This is a genomic window from Arenibacter hampyeongensis, assembly GCF_002909255.1.
Taxonomy (GTDB): Bacteria; Bacteroidota; Bacteroidia; order Flavobacteriales; family Flavobacteriaceae; genus Arenibacter; species Arenibacter hampyeongensis.
Genome location: NZ_PIOB01000002.1, coordinates 63,217 through 85,896 on the forward strand (window position 1 = coordinate 63,217; position 22,680 = coordinate 85,896).

General features: G+C 39.8%; 17 protein-coding genes. 5 read left to right on the forward strand and 12 right to left on the reverse strand.

Annotation, left to right across the window (positions count from 1 at the left end):
* Positions 1 to 15 precede the first annotated feature (15 nt).
* The 3 genes from CWD91_RS05350 (at position 16) to CWD91_RS05355 (ending at position 3,321) form a co-directional block, all read left to right on the forward strand.
* Entirely contained in the window at positions 16 to 2,100 is a 2,085-nt protein-coding gene (locus CWD91_RS05350) for a hypothetical protein (protein WP_157943723.1), read from the forward strand.
* 197 nt (positions 2,101 to 2,297) lie between these two features.
* Positions 2,298 to 2,423: a hypothetical protein gene (locus CWD91_RS23055; protein ID WP_262509675.1), complete on the forward strand. Its 126-nt coding sequence runs from the start codon at positions 2,298 to 2,300 to the stop codon at positions 2,421 to 2,423.
* Between the two features lie 175 nt (positions 2,424 to 2,598).
* On the forward strand, positions 2,599 to 3,321 hold the full coding sequence (locus tag CWD91_RS05355; protein WP_157943724.1) for a head GIN domain-containing protein: 723 nt from the start codon (positions 2,599 to 2,601) through the stop codon (positions 3,319 to 3,321).
* A gap of 210 nt (positions 3,322 to 3,531) precedes the next feature.
* Here the strand turns inward: CWD91_RS05355 and CWD91_RS05360 are convergent, their stop codons facing one another.
* The 3 genes from CWD91_RS05360 to CWD91_RS05370 form a co-directional block, all read right to left on the reverse strand.
* Entirely contained in the window at positions 3,532 to 4,770 is a 1,239-nt protein-coding gene (locus CWD91_RS05360) for a PAS domain-containing sensor histidine kinase (RefSeq protein ID WP_103439955.1), read from the reverse strand.
* 874 nt (positions 4,771 to 5,644) lie between these two features.
* Positions 5,645 to 7,102: a hypothetical protein gene (locus CWD91_RS05365; RefSeq protein WP_103439956.1), complete on the reverse strand. Its 1,458-nt coding sequence runs from the start codon at positions 7,100 to 7,102 to the stop codon at positions 5,645 to 5,647.
* A gap of 1,612 nt (positions 7,103 to 8,714) precedes the next feature.
* Positions 8,715 to 8,972 (reverse strand): hypothetical protein, encoded by a 258-nt coding sequence (locus CWD91_RS05370; RefSeq protein ID WP_103439957.1) that lies wholly within the window; start codon positions 8,970 to 8,972, stop codon positions 8,715 to 8,717.
* A gap of 107 nt (positions 8,973 to 9,079) precedes the next feature.
* Between CWD91_RS05370 and CWD91_RS05375 the strand changes: the two genes are divergently transcribed.
* Positions 9,080 to 9,823: an SOS response-associated peptidase gene (locus CWD91_RS05375; RefSeq protein ID WP_103439958.1), complete on the forward strand. Its 744-nt coding sequence runs from the start codon at positions 9,080 to 9,082 to the stop codon at positions 9,821 to 9,823.
* 73 nt (positions 9,824 to 9,896) lie between these two features.
* Here the strand turns inward: CWD91_RS05375 and CWD91_RS05380 are convergent, their stop codons facing one another.
* The 6 genes from CWD91_RS05380 to CWD91_RS05405 form a co-directional block, all read right to left on the reverse strand.
* A complete protein-coding gene (locus tag CWD91_RS05380; protein ID WP_103439959.1) occupies positions 9,897 to 10,901 on the reverse strand; it encodes a phosphotriesterase family protein in 1,005 nt (334 codons plus the stop codon).
* Between the two features lie 37 nt (positions 10,902 to 10,938).
* Positions 10,939 to 11,796 (reverse strand): sugar phosphate isomerase/epimerase family protein, encoded by an 858-nt coding sequence (locus tag CWD91_RS05385; RefSeq protein WP_103439960.1) that lies wholly within the window; start codon positions 11,794 to 11,796, stop codon positions 10,939 to 10,941.
* Positions 11,797 to 11,873: 77 nt separating this feature from the next.
* On the reverse strand, positions 11,874 to 12,407 hold the full coding sequence (locus CWD91_RS05390) for a GNAT family N-acetyltransferase (protein WP_103439961.1): 534 nt from the start codon (positions 12,405 to 12,407) through the stop codon (positions 11,874 to 11,876).
* A gap of 137 nt (positions 12,408 to 12,544) precedes the next feature.
* Positions 12,545 to 12,961 carry an SRPBCC family protein gene (locus tag CWD91_RS05395; protein WP_103439962.1) on the reverse strand — a complete coding sequence of 139 codons (417 nt, stop codon included), beginning with the start codon at positions 12,959 to 12,961 and terminating at the stop codon, positions 12,545 to 12,547.
* A gap of 185 nt (positions 12,962 to 13,146) precedes the next feature.
* The gene (locus CWD91_RS05400) at positions 13,147 to 14,640 is read right to left on the reverse strand and encodes a YfcC family protein (RefSeq protein WP_103439963.1); all 1,494 of its coding nucleotides are present in this window, start codon (positions 14,638 to 14,640) and stop codon (positions 13,147 to 13,149) included.
* Between the two features lie 75 nt (positions 14,641 to 14,715).
* Positions 14,716 to 15,558, reverse strand: a complete 843-nt coding sequence (locus CWD91_RS05405) for a class I SAM-dependent methyltransferase (RefSeq protein ID WP_103439964.1) — start codon at positions 15,556 to 15,558, stop codon at positions 14,716 to 14,718.
* Positions 15,559 to 15,838: 280 nt separating this feature from the next.
* Here CWD91_RS05405 and katG point away from each other — a divergent pair, with 280 nt between their 5' ends.
* The gene (gene katG / locus CWD91_RS05410) at positions 15,839 to 18,094 is read left to right on the forward strand and encodes a catalase/peroxidase HPI (protein WP_103439965.1); all 2,256 of its coding nucleotides are present in this window, start codon (positions 15,839 to 15,841) and stop codon (positions 18,092 to 18,094) included.
* A 196-nt stretch (positions 18,095 to 18,290) separates the two neighbouring features.
* Here katG and CWD91_RS05415 read toward each other — a convergent pair whose 3' ends face one another.
* The 3 genes from CWD91_RS05415 to mgrA all read right to left on the reverse strand — a co-directional run bounded on the left by CWD91_RS05415 (position 18,291) and on the right by mgrA (position 22,507).
* Positions 18,291 to 20,576, reverse strand: a complete 2,286-nt coding sequence (locus CWD91_RS05415; protein ID WP_103439966.1) for a glycoside hydrolase family 20 protein — start codon at positions 20,574 to 20,576, stop codon at positions 18,291 to 18,293.
* Positions 20,577 to 20,767: 191 nt separating this feature from the next.
* Positions 20,768 to 21,448 carry an FAD-binding oxidoreductase gene (locus tag CWD91_RS05420; RefSeq protein ID WP_103439967.1) on the reverse strand — a complete coding sequence of 227 codons (681 nt, stop codon included), beginning with the start codon at positions 21,446 to 21,448 and terminating at the stop codon, positions 20,768 to 20,770.
* Between the two features lie 42 nt (positions 21,449 to 21,490).
* On the reverse strand, positions 21,491 to 22,507 hold the full coding sequence (gene mgrA, locus CWD91_RS05425; RefSeq protein ID WP_103439968.1) for an L-glyceraldehyde 3-phosphate reductase: 1,017 nt from the start codon (positions 22,505 to 22,507) through the stop codon (positions 21,491 to 21,493).
* Positions 22,508 to 22,680 lie beyond the last annotated feature (173 nt).

The window sequence follows — 22,680 nt, forward strand, 5'->3', positions numbered from 1 at the left end:
CTCAATATCAGGATAATGAAAACAAAACTAATTTTACTTTCCATCTTCTTCTTAATGATAATCGGCTGTTCTGAGGACGACAGCAGTGAAATTCCAGCAAACACCTTGGAGGCAGATGCCTTTAGTGAGTATCAAGGAGAAATTCTCACCGGTGAGACCGTGGTCTTGGATGGTTCCAAATCCAAGGATAAGGCCGGTAAACCGTTCCAGTACTTATGGAAAATAAAGACCAAGCCTATGGGCAGTTTTACCGAATTGGAGGAAGAAACAACGGCCAAGCCTAAATTTACTCCGGACAAACCAGGGAATTACTCGGTTGAATTAAAAATTTTCAATACCGAATTCTTTGATACGGATGAACTTGCAATTTTAGTAATAGACGGAGAAAACCCTCCTTTGCAGGAGACTATTATTATTTCGGAGAACATTACGGAACGTCTTCATTTGTCCAATGTATTTGACGACCCTGACAAATTTGATTATTTGGTGACAGGCGATATACATGTTAAGGCCCTACTTACCATAGATCCAAACGTTGTTATTGCCTTTGAAGAAAATACTGCAATGTATGTAGACAATCCCGGAGCCATTATCACAACTGCTGCCGCCAGCTCGTTTACCACTTTTACGGGTAAGAACAAGGTTCCTGGCTACTGGAAGGGATTGATTATAAATTCCAATAGTCCATTAAATAAGTTAGACCGTGTAACCATTGAATACGGCGGTGGTGCCATTGCCCAAGGTATGGAGGTTGCTACTAGTTTGGGTATCGATAATGAGGGTCCAGGTCATCTTGACCTGGTCTCCTCCATTATTCAGTATAGTGGTGCCTATGCTATGGCCGTAGAAGTTGGTGCTAAATGGAATACGGAATCCTTTAATGTGTATAGGGACAACAACAAAACTATTAGGGTACCGGCATCACAGTTTGGGATTGTATCCAGCCTTTCAGAATTCCACAATAATGAAGAGAATGTTATTGAGATTATAGGCGATCCAATTCACAGCACGGTAGAAACATTGTGGAGCCCTCTAAACAATAACCCGATTGATCTGAAATATATAGTGAAAGGAAAAATAGAAGTGGTTTCCGGTCTAAGAATTATGCAAGGATTGGAGTTCTATATGGATAGGGATTCAGAAATCAACATTACTACAAGCGGGTATTTAGTGGCTCAAGGAAGTAATCAATATCCCATTAAATTTCGTGGAAATGAATCCCTGGACGGAGGTTATTGGAAAGGCATCTCCATAATGTCTGCCGATAAGAAAAATGAAATGAATTACGTAGAAATCCAAGATGCCGGAAGTGAAATCATGGGTAGCTTACAAAACAAGACTGCCATTGGACTGGGCGGCGCCAATGAAGCCAATTTAAAACTCAATAGTACCAAAATTACCCACAGTGGTGGTAACGGGCTTTACGTTGAAAATGGAGCTGAAATTATATCCTTGGATTTTGTGAAATTTCATAAAAACCAAGGTCCAGCTATGTCTATGGCTGCAAACCAAGTGACAAAATTGAATAATGCAGCGGGAATGGAATTTATAGACAACGGTCATAATGGTGTTGAAATCTTTGGATCTACCTTGTACAGTCCAGATGTTAACGAGACCGTATGGCCCGCCTTGCATTTTGGCGCTAGCTATCTGGTGAGTGGCAATTTAGGAATCCAATCCGGCTTAAAAATACTTCCCGGAGCTGTATTTAAATTTGCCGAAGATAAAATGTTAGGGGTGTTTCCAAACGGATATTTAATTGCCAAAGGCACAGATGCCAACAAGATTGTTTTTACTGGGGCCAATGCCAGCAAAGGCTTCTGGAACGGAATCCGTGTTCAATCGGGCAACGTTAAAAACCTGCTAGACCAAACGGAGGTGCTCTATGCCGGAAAAACGGAGATGCCAGGGGTAGCCAAAATAGCAAGCATTGGCCTGGACGGGGATTACTTGGCCAATTTAACCATTAAGAATTCGAAAATTGCCCATGGTCACGGCTACGGCATTGCCTTGGAAGACCACAGAACCTCCTTGAATTCGGATTATGACATGGTAAATATTTTTGACGATCTCAGCCTTGGAAATGTATACCTACCCTAGTGAAAATATAGTAGTTATAACGCACCCTACTCCTTTCAAACATGAACAAGGGAGGATTTAATGGGAATGTTATTTAATATGTGATTGACGTCATAAGTAGGATGGGGAACCATCAATCTTCCACATACATATGCGATTGTGGGCCGCGGAATTCCAAACGATCTTTGTTTCAATTATTAATCAAAAAAAATGAAGTCATGAAAGCATTTGATAATTACAGAAGAATACCCACTGAGTCCAATAAGCATTTTTTCTTTTCACAAATGAAATATGGCAAAAGAAGTAAGTGGTCGGCCTTAAGACGTTTCACGGCCGCTTTTTAAAAACAGAAAAATGGTGGTGTCTTAGGCACCATTTTAACTTAAAATCTCTAAATAAATGTACTATGAAAAATCTAGGTATTGAATTTTACAGAAGATGTATATATGTCCTATATACTGTTTTTCTAATATATCTACTGTTATCAGCAAAGTAATAATCAATCTAAAAAAAAAAGAAATGAGTACAACATCAAAAATAAGTTTTGTAATTGCTTTTTCAATTCTGCTTTTATCCTGTGAGAAGGATACTATAACGGCCTCAGAGGAAATTACTACAAAGGACTTTGATTTCTCCGGCTATACTGCCTTGGAAGTAAACGATAATTTTAAGGTCTATTTAAACTTTTCGGAAACCGAGGAAAAATTGAGAGTTCAGGCGAACGACAACCTTCATGAGTATATCATAGTTGGCAAGGAAAGCAACAAGTTAACCGTAAAATTGGACAACGTTCGTAGAATAAAAGGAAAGGAAACCTTAAACGTTTTTATTACCACCAAGAAAATCAATAATTTTACCGTTGTGGGTAACGCTAAATTGGTATTGGAAGATCCTTTGGAAACAGATAACCTAAAAATAAATCTAACCGGAAATAGCAATATTTCCGGCCCTTTGGAAATTGAAAACCTTGACGTGGATGCTTCCGGAAACTGTATGATCGATTTTTCAGGAAGTGTAAAAACAATGGATGTGGAACTAAGTGGCAACTCTGAAATATCGGATTATGATTTAAGCGTTGATATGCTGAAAATTGACCTTTCCGGTAACAGCAATGCCTATCTTACGGTAAACAATTCAATTTCAGTCGATGGTAGTGGAAATAGTGTGCTATCCTACAAGGGCAATGCGACCATTGTTCATCAAAAGCTTTCCTCAAGCTCCAAAATTGTAAAAAAAGGATAATAGAGAAGTTTTGTCCATAAATTCTTGACACTCCATGTGAAAGTACAAGGTCCAAGTTCCAATTTTAAATTCTACTTGTTGAGATTGAAGTCGGAAGAAATGGGTACTTGGAAACAGGATGTTAAGACGTACCAATAGGGACATTAAAAATATAAGGCCCGTGATTTTGCAACTATTTGCAATCTGCATGGGCTTTGTAATTTTAAAGACTTAATTCAACGGTAATGTAAATTTAAAATCGCTTCCTTTACCTTTCTGACTTTCAACCCAAATTTTACCACCCAATTTTTCTACAAATTCCTTACACAAAATCAATCCAAAACCGGAGCCTTTTTCGTTCAAGGTACCTGGCAAAGGCGTATTGGTTGTTATACCGAAAAGATTTTCAAGTGTTCGGTCATCCATTCCTACCCCTGTATCGGAAATAATAATTTTAACTTGGTTCCCCTCTTCAACTGCAAAGATTCCAATACTACCACCCGGTTGGCTGTATTTAATAGCATTGGATATAAGATTCCTAATGATAGTTTTAAGTATTTTCTTATTGGAAAACACTTCTATTTCATCTGATTGGGTCACATTTATGGTAATACCTTTGGTTTTGGCTATGGAACTTGAAAATTCCAATATTTCTTCAAAAACATCAGCAACCTTTACTTTTTCCGACTTAAAACTGATTTGTCCTGATTGTGATTTAGCCCAATCCAATAAATTTTCAAGTAGTACAAGTGTATTTCTGGCAGTAGAATTGATAAGTCCCAAATACGTTTCAGATTTTTCAACTTCCGATTTTTCAATGGATATATTCAAAATCTCGCATAATGATAGTATATTATTGAATGGACTTCTTAAATCATGGGCAATAATTGCAAACAATTTATCTTTGGTAGCATTTAGTTCCCTCAATTGAACTTCGCTTTCCTTTAAGGCCTGATCTGCCAATTTGCTTTCAGTAATATCCCGTATTACCCCAACCAAGAATTTTTTACCATTGCTATCAATAAACCTTGATTTCCTGGTAGAAAGAATTTTCTTTTGGTTTTTCTCAAGAGTCAGGAACTCCTCATTGGTATTGTCTATTCCGTCTGAAAGCACTTGCCTGTCTATTTCCAAAAAACATTTCATCTCATCAAGAGGAATATTTTCAGCAAGGGTCTTACCTATAATTTTGGCTCTAGGGAGGTCCATCAGCTCACATAAGGCATTGTTAACCAGAAGGAACCTACTTTCATCATCCTTAACGAATACAGCATCGCCCATATTATTAAGAATGGTATTGGCATATTTTTCACTTCCGTATTCTTTTTCCTCTTCGTTGTGAAAGGATAATAGCGATTGTAGAATTTCATTCTGCTTTTGAAGTTCGGTAATCTGATTCTCCATTTCGCGAAAGGACTTGTCCTTCTTTGTCTTAAGACGCTTAAATCGGCTGTGTAAAGGAAACCACATCAAATTATAACTATTTTTAGGCTAAGACCGTAAAGCTACGATTTTCATCAATTATAATGATACCTAATTATCATAGTTTTCCATTTTAACAGTAAAAATAAGTTCAATTCAAAGTTTTGGATAATGCTATATCCGCATGGTTTTCCATGAACCTTTAATACGAAAACCTATTGGAAGGCAAATTATTGTGGGCCAGGGTATTCAATTCTTCTGAGACACATTGACCCAAGTGTGAACTTTAGGATGAATTCTTCAATTCGAAAAGCTATGACAACTAAGCAATCTAAAGCAAGAATAAACAGATTGCTTCGACTGCGCCTACCTGACGGCAGGTAAACTTGTAATGATGGGATAGCCAAAAGGCAGAGTCTATAGAAAAAAGAGGAAAGAATAAAGAGACCGACCGGAGTCAAAAGCATTTAACTTCTATTTTCTAGGCTCTAGTTTCTATCGTCAGTTCGAGTGAAATGCCGATAGGCATTTAGTATCGAGAACATGTTTGGTGCACGCCGTCCACTTCTCGATACATTCCTCCTTCGTCGGATCACTCGAAGTGACGCCTTTCAACTTTTAAACATTGGACATTGAACTATTGCCTATTGGCCAATGCCTTCAGGCTGAAGAACACTGCCCACTGAATACTGATTACTTCTCGATACAATTTGGCTCCAATTCGTTACGCAAAACCACTCGAAGTAACGGACCTTGAACCTTGAACATTAAATTTTGAACTGTCAACTGCTTACTGAAAACTGTTCACTGAATACTGCCCTCCAGCTACTTCGATTTCGACTACGCTCAATCTCCATGAGGACTTTAGACTTATAGATAGCGGTGTATCCAATAAGAATCAAATAGATACCATTTGATATCCTTAATTTAAGGACACCTTTATACCTGAAATAAAGTAATCTGGATTGTCCGTCCCAAAAGCCATAAAAACATATAGGGTGTTATTCTTGATAATTGGAGAGACAAAGGCCCCTAAGTGATCCCAAGCCCAATCATATTCAGGGTACTTTGTGTACAATTGCACTGGGTTTACCAATAATGGACTTCGGCTGTCATGGTCCCAACTACCTCCGTTCCACTTCACCAGTCCGTATTCCCTATTCCTCGAAGTTAAATAAGTAGACCCCAACTCTTCAGCCCCAAGAAGTATATAGAGTTCCGAATTAAATTCCATATATGCCGCATCATCGGCTTTCCCCCTTAAATAACCACTGCTGGCATTTCCTTTGTGGATAATATTGGAAGAGATAATACTTTGATTTAAATTAAGGGCATCGAACAAATTTGAAGCTACTATCTCATGGATTTCCCTATCTATAAAACTTGGATTTCTGCGGTGAAATAATATCCTATACTCATTATTAAATTTTGTGATGGATAGAGGAAAACTGTTTTGTTCCAAGCCGTTCCATTCCGGAATCATAATTTCGGTCGGTTGTTGCAAAATATTCAGATCTTCATCCAAAATCATATATGCAGAAGTATAATTATTGTTAGGCTGCTGTACCCCCAGCAACACCAGTAAACTACCATCTTCCAACCTAAACGGATTTCCCGTAGAAAACACGTTACCATTTGCTTTGGCAAAGGGGATGGTCATCGTCTCCAATACCAAGTCATCATGAAAGGTCCAATCTTCCAAATTGGTACTGCTGGCATAATAAATACTTCTTTTGGTATGTGGCCCGAATACTACAGGAGTCAATAGAATATAGGTGCCATCAGATTTTTCAATGATACCGCCAGGTTGTATATAATGGAGGTTTTCTTCGGATGCAACCGTAGGATAAGGACTAAATAATGGCCTATCATTTATAATTTCGTAGTTGATAAAAGGATTAAAAAATTCCAAGGTCGCACCAATTCTGGTATTTAAACTTCCGAGATATGTATTGCCAAGGCCGATCCAACCCTCTGTTGTATTTACACTTACAATTTCAACTACGGTGGAAGCTTCAGCATTTTGGGTTACAAACCAACTTTGATTATTGGTACCCTGTTCCAATAGGTTTTCCAAGTTGGAATAATTGGTTTTAATCCTATTAAGTTCCTGGTCATATTCTATAATCTGTATGGGATGATTTCTGGCAATATTGCTTGATCTATCAGAGATTAGACAGTTGGAAAAAAAACTGTTCAAACTCCCAGCCGGGAAAACCTCTTCTGGTAATAAAACCTCTTCCACAGGCACTTCCTCCTCTTCCTCTGGTATTATCTCTTCCTCTGTGGGAATTACTTCTACATTTGTTACTGGGACAACATTGTCCGGATTACAGGAAATAATAAAAAAAAGCATTGAATAAAGAAGTGGTTTTTTCATTAACGGGGTTGGTAGGTTACCCTAAATAGGATAGGTTGGAAGATCGAATTAATTCCTTTATATCCCGGGAATATTGGGGTCATACTTTGGATTAAAGTTGGGGTTGGTTTTATATGAACGTAAACATACGTTGTTTTAGTGGAACAACACTGAACAAAATTAAAGTCGGTTCATGTTTTCATAATGGGTCAAAACCACTTATGAACATACCTTAGAAGAATATTGACTACTGCACACTCCCTAACCCCTCCAAAAGGCGGGGCAGGCACTTACGCTAAAAAGTGGGATAGGTTCCCTTAATAGGGGAATTTGTTGCATACTGATAAAATTCATCATTGCGAGGAGTTTTAGCGACGAAGCAATCCTCTCACAAGAATAAAGAGATTGCCTCGCTACGTTCACAATGACGTCTATTAATAATGCTAAACTAACAAGCTAATACTGCATAGTGGCTAATGGTTTTTGCCTGAAGAACACCTACCACTGATTACTGAAAACTGTTCTCTGAAATCCCTTCTCGATACTATCCTCCTTCGTCGGATCACTCGAAGTGACGGGCTTTCTATATTAACATTATTCACCATTTATCGGGCACAGTAACAAGCAGATTGCCGCGCTTCGCTCCCAATGACGATAGCAAGGGCTCCTTCCCTTGGTTAAGGGAAGGTGGCTTCGCCACAAGCGAAGTCGGAAGGGATTGAAAGTGCGGTCCTTGGAATTAGGACAATATATAGAGGATTGGTTTAGGGTTCGGGATTTCAAACTCCCCTTTCTTTCCAAGAGGGGAGCCGTTAGCGGATTTACACCCAGAAAGTTCTCTCCCGATAGATATCCGAATGCATTCAAACGGACAATGTAGGTCACTTCGTCAGAGTCCCTTTTCGGGACGAGAGAAGTCGCACATAATAGGCTGGAGCTGCTTGTGCGATTTCTCATATTCATTCGAAATGACTGGTTCCGCAAACTTGAAAATTAGACTGAACATTGCTTATTGATCATTGCAAACTGTAACAATCTGATTGCCGCGCTGCGCCTACCTGACGGCTGTTAATAATATTAAACTAACATATTAATATTGCCTAGTGGCTAATGGCTTTTGCCTGAAAAACACCTACCACTGATTACTGAAAACTGTTCTCTGAAATCCCTTCTCGATACTATCCTCCTTCGTCGGATCACTCGAAGTGACGGGCTTTCTATATTAACATTATTCACCGTTTATCGGGCACAGTAACAAGCAGATTGCCGCGCTTCGCTCGCAATGACGATAGCCCGGGCTCCTTCCCCTGGGCCTGTGCTGAACGGAGTCGAAGCATAAGGGAAGGTAGCTTCGCAAGGACGAGTTTAATTCTATCGTCTGTTCGAGTGAAATGCCGCTAGGCATTTAGTATCGAGAACATGTTTGGTGTGCCTTATTTACTTCTCGATACAATTTTGCTCCACTTCGTTATGCAAAACCACCTGCCTGCCGGCAGGCAGGCTCGAAGTGACAACTTTCAACATTTAAACTTTCAACATAAGTCTATAGTCCAGTATCTAGATTCTAATCTCTCCCCTTTTTCACTTCTCACCACTCAATTCTCAATACCATCCATCCAACATCCAATAAACCTTACTCCAAATTAACCCGCTCCCATCCCGCTTCAGGGAGTTCATAACGGTCCAGTTTCATGACCTTTCTTTCTCCATCGTAATATTTGTATACCAGGTACACACAATCATCCGAACTTTCAATATAGAACAGGCCCAAGCGCTTTGGAAAAGGCAGTCGCATCAACTCGCATTCCTTGTTCAATTGGTGCGCACCTATTTCCATTAAGAGACGTTTAAGAGCATATCGATCATGGTTTCTGTACACAATATTTTTCATTATTTGGAAATAATCCTATTTTATGGATTATTTCCAAATTTACAATTTTTTGATTTTGAAGTCAATCCTGAAAAGTTAAATTCTTAAATTAGGGTAAAACTATTTTTATGTGTTTCGGTACCAGGGTAACCACCTCTATTAAGGACGTGGAAAAATTTTACAATGTTTCCAAATTAATGGGCAAGACCCCAATAGAAGGAGAACTCACCTATCACCATGCCAACGGATGGGCACACCCCTTGTTATGGATCATTCCCCAAGAAAGTAGTGATCATATTACCCCCTCTATGTGGGGCATAATGCCACAAAACGGTATGGGGGCCGATTTTAAAAACTACTACAAGGACGCGGCCAGGTTTGGAGCGGGACTCAATGCCCAATCTGAAAAACTTTTTGATCATTTTATTTATCGCTTCAGTGCAATGACCAAACGTTGTGTAATTCCCGTAAACGGATTTTATGAACCCCATACGGCACCCAAAAAATTTAAGATTCCTTTTTATTTTGAACGGAAAAATGAATCCCTTATGAGCCTGGCCGGACTCTACACTACTACCAAGGACGGTTATAATACCTTTACCATCCTGACCAAGGCGGCCACTCCCCTTTTTAAAAAAATACACAATACCAAAAATAGAAGGCCCATTATACTGAGGGATGAGGATGTGGACGTATGGTTGAGCAACGACCTCAGCGAAGAAGAAATAAGTAATGTTATGGAAGATGATTTGGAGGATGTAGCCATAAAGGCCCATCCCATAAGCAAGGATCTTTACAACCCCAAAATAGATTCGAACAGGGCAGATATTATCGAGGAAGTAAAATATGAGGAATTGGAGATTGAGTATTAGGCACTGCGCCGGTCCCATAAATTAAGCCACGCCTGGTACAGTAATTTAAAACCAGCTTCTATCTGGCACTTAATTATTCCCTTTCTATACCATAAGCCTTGGCCGGATTCACAGACATCAATAGATTAATATCCTCTTCTGTAAATCCTCGTATCCTAAGTTCTGGAAGGAGTTCGGTAAAAATATTCGTATAAGGGGTAATAGTCTGTTGTTGCTTTTGGGGGTCGTACCAACCCGCATCATGGGATATGAGAATGCGATCTAAAATGCTGTGTTCTTTGGCAAACAACAGTTTGTTAAGGTGCCTGTCCACATCCCATCCCAATCCGTCGAGACTTATCCAGCAACCAATGGCTGCCGCCTTTAGATATGTATTGTTATCATCTTCCGCCTGGGCATGTACCCATATAAATGAGTTTGGGGAAACTCCCATTTCTTTAAGAATCTTCAGTTGCGGCCATAGGCCAATTGCTTTTCCGGTATGGGAGGCTATGGTTAATCCCGTTTCTAAACTAGTAAGGGCAGCGGCTTTCACCAATTTTTCGTGTAGGGTATCCAATGGGTCGGCAGTATCTACCCCGATCTTGATAAAGCCAGGTTTTATAGAAGTACCATCTATGCCGTTCTTAAATTCACCAATCCACTTTTCCGCTAAATCTTCCGCGCTTATTTCTTGGACATATTGGGGAAGGAATTTATTATTGCGAGCACCATACAGCCCGGTATTGGTGATGACCCTCAGTCCTGTCTTCACTGCAAGTTTTTCTAAGAGCGAAACATCCCTCCCTAAATATGTAGGGGTGGCATCCACAAAATAATTCACTTTAAAGGCTGCCAGTTCATCTAAATAAGGAGATACTTCTGCAATTATGGCATCGTGGTTCCAGGAATCGGGCTGAATACTATCGGCTCCAATAAAATCGACCAAAATATGCTCGTGAGACAACCAGATTTGGGTGAAGTCTACAGGGCGACTTCCTTGTACATCCTGTATATTGGTTTGTTGACCGAAAATAGCACCACCAAAAACCATCACTAAAGTAAAAATTGGAATTTGGTATTTTGGAGGTGCATTCATCTTCGAAATAATAATTATTATCGCATAATAGCCAAGCTTATTTTATGACGTCCAATGCACCGTTTACATATCCCACGCATTCGGCAAGGCCTGCAAAAACATCATCGGTATCCTTTTCAAATTCCATGGCCATTACACCTGTATAGTCAATTCCTTTCAAGGCCTTGAGAACCGCAGGGATATCCAAGACCCCTCTTCCAAACTCGACCGACTTGCCATCGGCCTCCGACTTGTCCACATCTTTGAGATGGACATCATACAAGCGATCAGCATATTTTTTAATGTTCTTTACTGGATCCAATCCCAGTCTTTGAACGTGACCTACATCAATACATAGTCCTATACGGGAGTCGAGCATTTTAATTTTATTGTAGACCACTTCAGGTGTTGGGTACACCTCATCTCCTGGTCCATGATTATGTATGGCCAACTTTATATTGGTCTCTTTTACTTTCATTTCCACCAAATGCAATAAGTCGTGATTGGGTACTCCTATGATCATCTTCATTTTGGCCGCTTTGGCGTAGCGAAAAGCGTTTTCAACTTCTTGGGCCGTTTTCATATAGATTACTCCCGCTCCATAAAGGTTTATTCCTGCCTTATTAAATTTTGCAGTAATGCTTTGGATCTCTTCCTCGCTGCTCTCCAATGGCATATGCATGCTTTTGAGCGCAATTTGCTTAAGATTTAATCGGTTGGCCATTACCAGTGTTTCGTCCAAACTAAATTTTCGCGTGGAATAGGATGCCAATCCCAGCGTAAGACTTCTTGCTTCCGTGCCTGTATGACTTGCCCCTAAAAGATCCTTGAATGCACTAGCGGTCAAAACTGAACTTGTAGCCAATAAGCCACCAAGACCAAGTGTTTTTAAAAATGAATTTCTTGAGTATTGCATTCGAAATGGTTTTAAAGGGTATGGTTTTTAGCACTGTTCCTATTATTACCGTAAGATATAAAATCTTTTGTGTACTATTAACGAATGGAGTTATCTAGCTCATAAATAATATTATCCTCATCAGCGGAGTCTTTTCTGCTTGCATTCCATTTAAAATGATTTCTAAGCAGTAGTTTTTTGGAGCTTTCATTTTGTTTGCTGGTGAATGCCTCCACCAATTCCAACTTCAATTTGTTGAACCCAAAATCGAGCACTGCTTTCATAGCCTCGTCCATGATGCCCTTGCCTTGAAATTCCGGACTTAGGTCGTACCCCACTTCTGCTGTTTTCCGATCCTTGGAAAAATTCCAGAGGACGATATTTCCTATCATTGCAGGACTATTTTTCAAGGAAATACACCATTGAAATAGTTGCCCATTCTTTATATCATTGTTGGTCTTGGCTATAAAAGCAAGTGCCTTTTCCTTAGTTTCCGCAGGCTGTCTTTTAACAAACTTGTTTACCTCCCTATCCGAACGCAGATAACGGATCATCTCCCAGTCCGTCTCCTCCAACCTACGTAAGAGAAGTCGGTTGGTTTCCAATACCTGAAAATTTTCTGTTGTGGTCATATCATAAATATACAATCTTCCGTTTTGTTTAAGATTGGAAGGCCTATTATAAGTTCTCCTCGTAGTTGTAGTAAATATATAGAAGGAAGAAAAGCCAATATTGCCTCCATCTTTTCCAATCAGATATTACCCATTATTCAATTGGACTCTGTATACTTTTTAAAGTTATCGAGGATGGCCTGCCAACCTCCCTTCTGCATTTCTATAGAATTTTCGGATTCAGCATCAAAGCTTACTTTTACATCTGTCTTGGCCCCTACCTTATTGAAGTTAACCTTTACCTGTCTCCCATCTGGCATGGTATAGGAAAACTTCTCTCCAGGAACCACTTCATCATAAATTGCTTCAAAATCGAACCCAAAACTACCATCCTTGGCTTCCATTCGAGCAGAATATTTTCCACCTACATGCATTTCATTTGAGGCATGTGGGCATTGCCAGTCGTCTGCAGCAAAATTCCATTTTGTTATGTGTTCCGGATTGGTGTAGTAATCCCAAACCTTATTTTTTTCTGCAGAGATGGTCGCTTGGACCAAAATTTTTGTCTTCTCCATCTTTACTTTTTTTAAATACGTTGCTCAGTAGTTGTTGTAAATTCTCTTCCACCCTAACAACAGGGATTCCCATATTTATGATTACGGAATTCTCTCAAAATTACTAAAGTTAATTATTTGGCTGAATTTTTTATAAAAATTTTAGGAAGAAGACCATCGTAATTTTCTGCGATTTGAATTTTATTTCACAATACAGAAATAGTCAAAAAAATCATAGTGGTAGCCGTTAGTATTAAAAGAAGGGGAACAATAAATTTTAACCACCTATCAAAACCAATTTTTACTATTGCCAAGGCTGCCAGAATTAAACCCGTGGGATTGATCAGATAAAATAAGCCCATCCCATATAAATAAGTGTCCACAATTACTTCCCTGCCTAAATTTACCGTATCCGCCAAGGGAGAAAAAATAGGCATGGTCAAGACCGCCATTCCTGAAGACGAAGGCATAAAAAAGGAAAGGCCCCCATAAATAAAGAGCATTACGTTTGTAAATATGCCTTTGTGCATACCTTCGGTGACGGTGCTGGCATAATACAAAATGGTATCACTAATAAGTCCATCCTCCATTAAAATGGTTACTCCCCTTGCGATTCCCACTATAAATGCAACACTAAGCAAATCGGCAGCACCTTTGGCAAAGGCCTCCACAAAATCGCTTTCCTTTATTCTGCCAATAAAGCCGATTATTATGGCCCCTACTAAAAATGTGGAGGTCATTTCTACAAACCACCAATCCAAAAAAGAAACACCTATGATCATGACAATGAAGCACAATGAAAACACTACTGTAATTAGCCTCAGTCTATTGGTAAATTTTACCGTAGTATCCATAGTATGCATTCCAAACAGTTTGTCTATAGTCTCTTTTTGATCATAAATAAGCGATTTTGATGGATCGGCTTTTACCCGCTTGGCATACCTAAGAATATAAACAATGGTAATAGTGAGGCATAAAAGCAACATAATTACTCGATTATTGAGCCCAGTGGTCCAACTTATTCCCGCTGCATCCGAAGCTATAATTGTAGCAAAGGGATTTATGGTAGAACACATGGAGCCTATACCAGAACCCAGAAATACACAGCTAAGTCCAACCATGGCATCATACTTGGCCGCTAGAAAAACCGGAATCAAAATTGGATAAAACGCCATGGTTTCCTCAGCAAGACCAAAGGTTGTCCCCCCAAGGGCAATAAGAGTCGTTACCGTAATTATAAGAATATACTCCCGCCCTTTGAGCGTTTTCGCCATCCAGGAAATTCCGGCATTGAAAGCACCAGTTAGATTCATGATGCCGATGAGGCCACCAATTATAAGGATTAAAAAAATAATGTCGGACGCGGAGATTATCCCTTTAATGGGCGATTTTGCCAGGGCTGAAAGACCTTGGGGATGGGACTTCATTTCCCTATAAGTATTGGGAATGCCTATAGGTTTATAGATATCCCCGTTTGTGAATTTTTCTATTGGGATCTTTATTCCCAAATCTTCCAGCGTTGTCTGTGTCGCAGGTAATACCAAACTTTCTTCAGGGCTTATTTTAGTAAAACTATTGCTTTTGACATCATATGCCAGACTATCATATTTGCCGGCGGGAACAAGCCAGGTTAATATGGTTACCAATACCGCAATTAAAATAAGAATTGTTTGGGCCGTTGGAAATTGAAGTTTTTTCATGTTTAGGTTTGGTCAATGTTTGGTAAGCGCTCAAGGTACATATTTTTCATATACCCTTAAGACAGAGGATATTGATTAGGATTTCATTTTTTGCAAGAGATAGAAATTTTCATTTAAGATAAGTTCCTTTTGTAGTCTAATTTTATGGTTATACGTCTTGGAAAGACTAAAGTAATCTTGATGGTCCATTAAGGAATAATTAGCTCTTCTTTGGTAAAACTCATCCTTTACAGTTTGATAGTCGCTCGCCTTTGTCTTAGCAACCTTCTCCCCAAAAAAGCGCAGCAAGCGTTTAAAGGCCAAAGATTCCTTTAATTCGTCCTGAAAGGATGCACTGCCAATGATATCGCCCGTATTTTGAATGCTGTTGAAGAGATCGAACAAATTATCCGTTTCTTCACGGTCCAAAAAGAATAAAACCCCTTCAATAAGTATAAAGCACTTTTTATTGCCCTTAATTGCTTTAATGGTGGTCAATAATGCATCCTTATACGCTGTACTAAAATCAACTCCTATAAAATGTAAATTTCGCTTGGGAAGCACATTGGTTTTTTGCCATTGCTCTATTTTGGGTTTTTTGTATTCTACAACTTCCCATTTATCAATTTCAATGTTGATTGTCTTTTTGTCCAACAGAAACGGATACATGCTAAACCCGGCTCCAAAATTTATTAATACCTCAATGCCGTTTGTGCCAATATTCTCCTTTATACTTTCTAAAAAATATCTGTTCCTTAGGCAATGCGTAAAAGTTTCTTCTGAAGAAACCTTCTTTAGATATTCCCGTATCCATTTTTCGGTTTTGGGATTTCTCCATAAATAGGCAAAAACATCTTTACTTAAGATTACATCTGTAGCCCTAAAGGTGGAGGTTACAAATGCCGTTTCATGTATTTCTATATTATTACTGTCCAACATGGTTCAATCAATCTTAGAACAACAATTACAACTGGCTGTGAAACATAAAACCAGGGAAACCTAAAGTTATTAAATCTTTTATTTACCCCTAAAGAATATTTTCAACCGGAGATTCATTTAGTTTTTACATTGTTAAGCGCTCCTAATTGACGAAGTAGCCCATGCCTGGTAGGGTCATAAGTTTTCTTGAACTCCCATAAGTTTAAGTTATAAAGAAATCAAATCCATCAGAAAATATTATCGTAAATTTAAAGGGACAATCAGATAAAAACTATCGAAAATGGAAAATAAGACACATTCAAACCCTTCATCAAACGGTAAAGCATGGGATGTAAGCGAATCGAGTGCCCAATGCCCTTTTTTAAACGGAGAATTACATCAAGTCGCTGGTGGAGGTACAAGCAACCGCGAATGGTGGCCAAATCAATTAAAATTGAATATACTTCGCCAAAACTCTTCTTTGGTAGACCCCATGAATCCGGATTTCAATTATGCAGAGGAGTTTAAGAAGCTAGATCTGGCAGCGGTAAAAAATGATCTTTACAAATTAATGACAACCAGTCAAGATTGGTGGCCAGCTGATTATGGACACTATGGCCCCCTCTTTATTCGTATGGCCTGGCACAGTGCAGGCACCTACCGTATTCAGGATGGACGTGGTGGTGCTGGTTCGGGATCACAGCGTTTTGCACCTTTAAATAGCTGGCCGGACAACGCCAATCTGGATAAGGCCCGTTTATTGCTGTGGCCAATTAAAAAGAAATACGGCAAGAAATTATCCTGGGCCGATCTATTGATATTGGCCGGGAACTGTGCACATGAATCCATGGGATTAAAAATGTTCGGTTTCGCCGGAGGTCGTGAGGATATATGGGAATCCGAACAGGATGTCTATTGGGGTTCGGAAACGGAATGGATGGGAAATAAGGAACGCTATTCAGAAAACGGTGAATTGGAAACGCCACTTGGAGCTGCCCACATGGGGTTGATCTATGTAAACCCTGAAGGTCATAATGCCAATCCAGATCCGGTAGAATCTGCACATTATATTCGCGATACCTTTGGCCGTATGGCCATGAACGATTATGAAACGGTGGCCCTTATTGCCGGCGGACATACCTTTGGTAAAACCCACGGTGCCGCAGACCCCTCTAAATATGTAGAGGCAGAACCTGCAGCTGCTGGTATTGAAGCTATGGGATTGGGATGGAAGAACACTTTTGGTAGTGGAAATGGTGCGGATACCATTACCAGTGGAATAGAAGGGGCATGGACCAATACCCCTACCAAATGGAGTCACACCTTTTTTAAAAATTTATTTGGTTACGAATGGGAATTAACCAAAAGTCCTGCCGGAGCACATCAATGGAAACCGAAAAATAATGCAGGTGCTGGAACGGTTCCGGATGCACATAATCCGAATGTAAAGCACGCCCCGTTTATGTTGACTACGGATCTATCATTACGCATGGATCCTGTCTATGAGAAAATATCAAGACACTTTTTGGAAAATCCCGAGGAATTTGCAGATGCATACTCACGTGCCTGGTTTAAACTGGTGCACCGTGATATGGGTCCTGTATCCAGATATCTTGGGCCTGAAGTGCCAAAAGAAGAATTAATATGGCAAGATCCTGTGCCAGCCGTTAATCATGAATTGATCAATGATAAGGACATTGCCGATCTGAAATCAAAAGTATTGGCATCCGGCCTATCCATTTCACAGCTGGTATCTACTGCTTGGGCATCTGCTTCTACCTTTAGAGGCTCCGATAAGCGGGGGGGTGCAAACGGAGCACGCGTGCGTCTGGCACCACAAAAAAATTGGAAGGTAAACAACCCTGCCCAATTGGCCCTAGTACTGGAAAAATTAGCTGGTATCCAAAAGGAATTCAACAATTCACAATCCGGGAATAAGAAAGTTTCCTTGGCAGACCTTATTGTGCTGGCAGGAAATGCTGCTGTAGAGAAATCTGCGCAAAATGCAGGTAAGAAAGTAAATGTACCTTTTTCCCCTGGACGTACCGATGCAAGCCCAGAGCAAACCGATGTAGAAGCATTTGAAGTACTTGAACCACGGGCAGATGGTTTTAGAAACTACGTAAAGGACACTTACAAGGTAACCGCAGAGGAAATGCTTGTAGACAAGGCGCAATTATTGACCTTGACAGCTCCCGAAATGACAGTGCTTCTTGGTGGAATGCGGGTTCTCAACACCAATTTTGACGGGTCACAACACGGGGTGTTCACCAAACGGACAGAAACCTTAACGAACGATTTCTTTTTGAATTTGCTTGACATGGGTATCACTTGGAAGTCGGTTTCAGATTCCCAAAATGTTTTTGAAGGGCGGGACCGAAAGACTGGAGGACTTCAATGGACAGGCACCCGAGCCGATCTTATTTTCGGTTCCAATTCTGAACTTCGTGCCATTGCAGAGGTGTATGCCTGCGAGGATTCTGGAGACAAGTTTGTAAGGGATTTTGTGGCAGCATGGAGCAAAGTGATGAATCTTGATAGGTTCGACTTGGCGTAATGAAAAAAATCAGTTTAAACGGAATATCCCAATGGCAGGACTATACGGGAATTAAAGTTAGATTAAGTCAGGATTATTTCTAAAAAATCCCTCCATGAACTTGTCATGGAGGGATTTTATTTAGAGGCCTATGTTCTTACAGTTTTACCCCAAAATAATTATATCGCTACGGATTTTCAATTTGGAGTCCCTAAAATTATTTTACGGATATCTCATCTGCAAATATCCAGGCCGGACCTTTTCGTAAATGCCATTCAGGAAGGACCGATCTATTTTTTGCGATTATTTTTATATACGCCACCTCTTGCTTTTCAAATTCAGATCCAATATGCTTAATAATGGGCTCCCTTTTTTCTTGGGTCGCAATGGATTCATCCAATACCGTATTATAATTTTCACCATCCATTGATATGGAAATAATCACTTGGGTAGGTAACATTACCGATGTGGCCCCTATATCCTGAAAGAAGTTTAGGCCCACATATGACAGTTCAGTGGCACTTCCCAAATCAATAAGAACCTCAAAATCCTTTTGTGGAATTCCCTGCCAACTTGGATCATCGCCACGGGCAATAGCAAATTTATTATCGAAAAGTGCCTTATCCCCACCACCGCTATAGGTTTCATCATAGGCATTGCCATATATAACCTTGCACTGATCTCCAAAACCCGTTGAAAACATTTTTTTCAATGGAAAGCCAATAGGTTTTCCATTTCTAAAACACATCGCATTTAGTTCTATGGAAGTGGCATATTCAATGGGTCCTGCATATAATTCGGAATGCACTGTTGGGTTGGAACCATCCAACGTATATCTAATTTCGTAAAAGTCCAATTCATTGTGTAATGATAGGCCGAAAACTTTATTGATTTTATCATAGCTAACGTCGTAATCAGGAGTTAAGGAACTTCCGGAAAAATTATAGCCCAATTCTTTAAGTCTGTCAAAATGGACATCCAATTTTTTTATAAAGTGTTCTTTGTTCTTTTTATCTGCCTTGGTCCAAAGCGCTTCGGAAAGTGCACTAATTCTTGGAAGCATCATATATTGGATATGGCTTAAGCTTTTCACTTGTTCGGTCCAAAGATTTCCCTGTGCGCCTAGTATATGTTGTTTTTTGTCCAGAGCAATATCCTTTGGAATTGGGTCAAAATCATATATCTTTAACACATTGTTATAGCCGCCCCATGATGGTGGTTCATATTCACTTTTGCCTTGACTATGATCCAAATACAATGGGTCACCTGGAGACATTACCACATCATGTCCGGCATTTGCGGCTTCAATACCCCCTTCAACACCTCGCCATGACATAACCGTTGCCCTTTCTGGCAAACCGCCTTCCAAAATTTCATCCCAGCCAATAAGTTTTCTGTTTTTGGAATGAATAAATTTCTCCATTCTTTTAACAAAGTAACTCTGCAACTCCTCCGCAGTTTGCAAGCCTTCCCGTTGCATCCTTATTTTACATTTATCGCATTTCAACCAGGACTCCTTCCCTACTTCATCTCCGCCGATATGCAAATACTCATTGGGAAACAATTCCACTACCTCGCTTATTATATTTTGTAAAAATTGAAAGGTCCCATCGTTCCCGGCACAATAAACTCCGGTAATCACATCGGTATCGCAAGAAAATTCCGGATAACATTGTAACGCCGCCTCGGAATGGCCGGGCATTTCTATTTCAGGAATTACATCTATGTACCTTTCCCTGGCATAGGCAACAATCTCCCTAATGTCTTCCTTGGTGTAATAACCACCATATACTTCACCCTCGGCATCCTTGGAGGTAATCTCAAAATCCTCCCAAGGTTTCTTATCCCCCTTTACCTTCCTCCAGGCACCTTTATTGGTAAGTTCGGGATAAGCATCGATTTGAATTCTCCAGCCAATACCATCTACCAAATGCCAATGAAATTTGTTCAACTTGTGCATTGCGAGGATATCTATGACTTTTTTTACTGAATCTTTGGGAACAAAATGTCGTGCTACATCCAACATCATACCTCTCCATTTATATGCGGGCGAGTCTTGTATGGATACAAAGTTGAGCACTGGTTCTTTTACACCAACCTTAGGCGATAACATTTGCTTTAATGTTTGGACGCCATAAAAAATCCCCTGGTCCGTACTTCCTTTGATCACAACACCCTCCTTCCCAATGGTCATACTATAAGCTCCATTCTCCCCATCCTCTCCAGATTTAATCAAATGAATTGCATTATCCTGTACCACCGTGGATAATTCAAGTGATAAATTGAAATTATCCTTTAAAAATGAACCTAGTTCATTGGTAATCTGAGGGGCCTCAATGTTATTCCCTACGAAAATTACAGTTTTGTCATTGATAGCAAAAACACCTTCCTGATACTTTATTTCACTGGGTTGGGGAATGATTCCCATTTTTGGCTGCTCTGTATTTTTACATGCAGTAACAACCAATAATAGGATCAAAAGGGTTAATCTACTAAAGTCCATATTTTATTGCTTTATCCTTTCACTTAAAAAAAACTCAAATATAAAGTAAATTACATATGGCTGATTTTAGTTAAAATACATTGACGTGTTGTGTTTGAAAGACCTTTGGGAATAGCACAAGCACTGCCTTATGATAGGGAAGGAAAGGTCCATGTTGCCTATTGTGCTCTGTCCTTTAAAGCTATCTTTACCTATTCTTCAATTATGACCGTCTCGGCCGTGGCTCCAAGTTCCATCAATAGATCGGTAATATTTACTACAAACTTTTTGGGACCACATAGATAAAAGTTCTGTCCAAAGTCGGAAATATTATCGATTAGGAATTTGCGATCTATTCTATTTCCCCTAAATCCAACCACATTCTCGCGGGTAAATATTTTTATAAAATTTCCATCCAACATCTTTTGCAATTCTTCTTCCATAATAACATCTTCCGAGGTCTTATTGGAATAGATCAATTTATTGCCATGAAGGTTCTTATGGGTATAAAGATGTCTGAAAATGGATATAAAGGGCGTAATTCCAGATCCACCGGCAATAAAAACACCGGGTCCCTTGTACTGTATGGCCCCAAAAACCTCATGTAGAATAAGTTCTGCCCCCGCATGTGTACGTCCCAACATTTTGGTGACCCCATCATGATCATTGTAGATCTTGATCATAAATTCAAGAAAGCCATGCTCCATTATTGAGGTAAAGGTAAAAGGCCTTAATTGGTCCTTCCATTCCGGAAGGTTAATGGAAACCTCCGTCGCCTGTCCCGGAATAAAATCATAACCCGCAGGTCTTTCCACCACAAAACGCTTTACGTCATGGGTAATATAATGTGTCTCCAATATTTTAACAATATGGGTCTTCTTCGCTTTCGCCATAATTATGCTCTAATTGAATATTTCAAGGTAATAAATTATTCATTATCCCAAAATTCCCTCTATCTCCTTTAATTCCGATTCGCTAAAGCCGATATTCCTTAAACCTTCAATATTGTCCAGCAATTGCTCTGTGCGACTAACACCTACAAGTACCGTGGAAATACGCTGATCCTTCAACAACCAGGCAATGGCCATTTGGGCGAGACTTTGGCCCCTATTTTCGGCCAGTTTATTAAGTCTGCCCACCTTGTTCAAAACTTCAGGTGTAATTTGCTCTTCTTTTAAATAACGACCATCCTTACTGGCCCTACTATCTTTCGGAATACCTTTTAAATACTTCTTGGTCAAAACACCCTGTGCCAATGGGGAGAAAGCAATAGAGCCAATCCCCTGCTCTCCCAATACCTTTAACAAGCCGTCTTCCACCCAACGGTCGAACATATTATATCGCGGCTGATGAATCAATAAGGGCGTACCCAAATCCTTCATTATTTTGGCTGCCTTGGCCGTTAATTCCGCAGGGTACTGGGAAATACCAGCATAAAGAGCCTTACCTGTTTGAACCAGATGGTGAAGGGCTCCCATGGTTTCCTCCAAGGGGGTATCAGGATCAGGCCTATGATGGTAAAAAATATCTACATAATCCAGCCCCATCCTTTTAAGACTTTGATCTGCAGATGCAATTAGATATTTACGTGAGCCAAAATTACCATAGGGCCCGGGCCACATATCCCAACCAGCCTTACTGGAAATTATAAGTTCGTCCCGATAAGGCAGAAAATCCTTTTTAAAGATCTGTCCGAAATTTTCTTCCGCAGCACCATAAGGAGGTCCATAATTATTGGCCAGATCAAAATGGGTAATTCCGTTATCGAAGGCACAGCGTAAGAGATTACGGCCCATCTCGAGATTGTCCGTATGACCAAAATTGTGCCAAAGCCCCAATGAAATTAAGGGCAAAAGGATACCGCTGTTGCCACAGCGACGGTATTGCATTGTATCATAACGTTTATCATTGGCCCTATAATGGCCGGGATCGAAGGAGTCGTTTATTTTCATTTTTACTTTTATCTAACAAATTTGAACAAACCCCTAAGTTAGCAAATCTTTTAAATTGAGAAAGGATTCATGAATCCCATTGGTGGACATTGTAAAACCTATAACCTTGACCACGCCCTTTCACCGGATTGTCTTTATCCATTACAAAAGCAATATTTAATTTGAACTTCTGA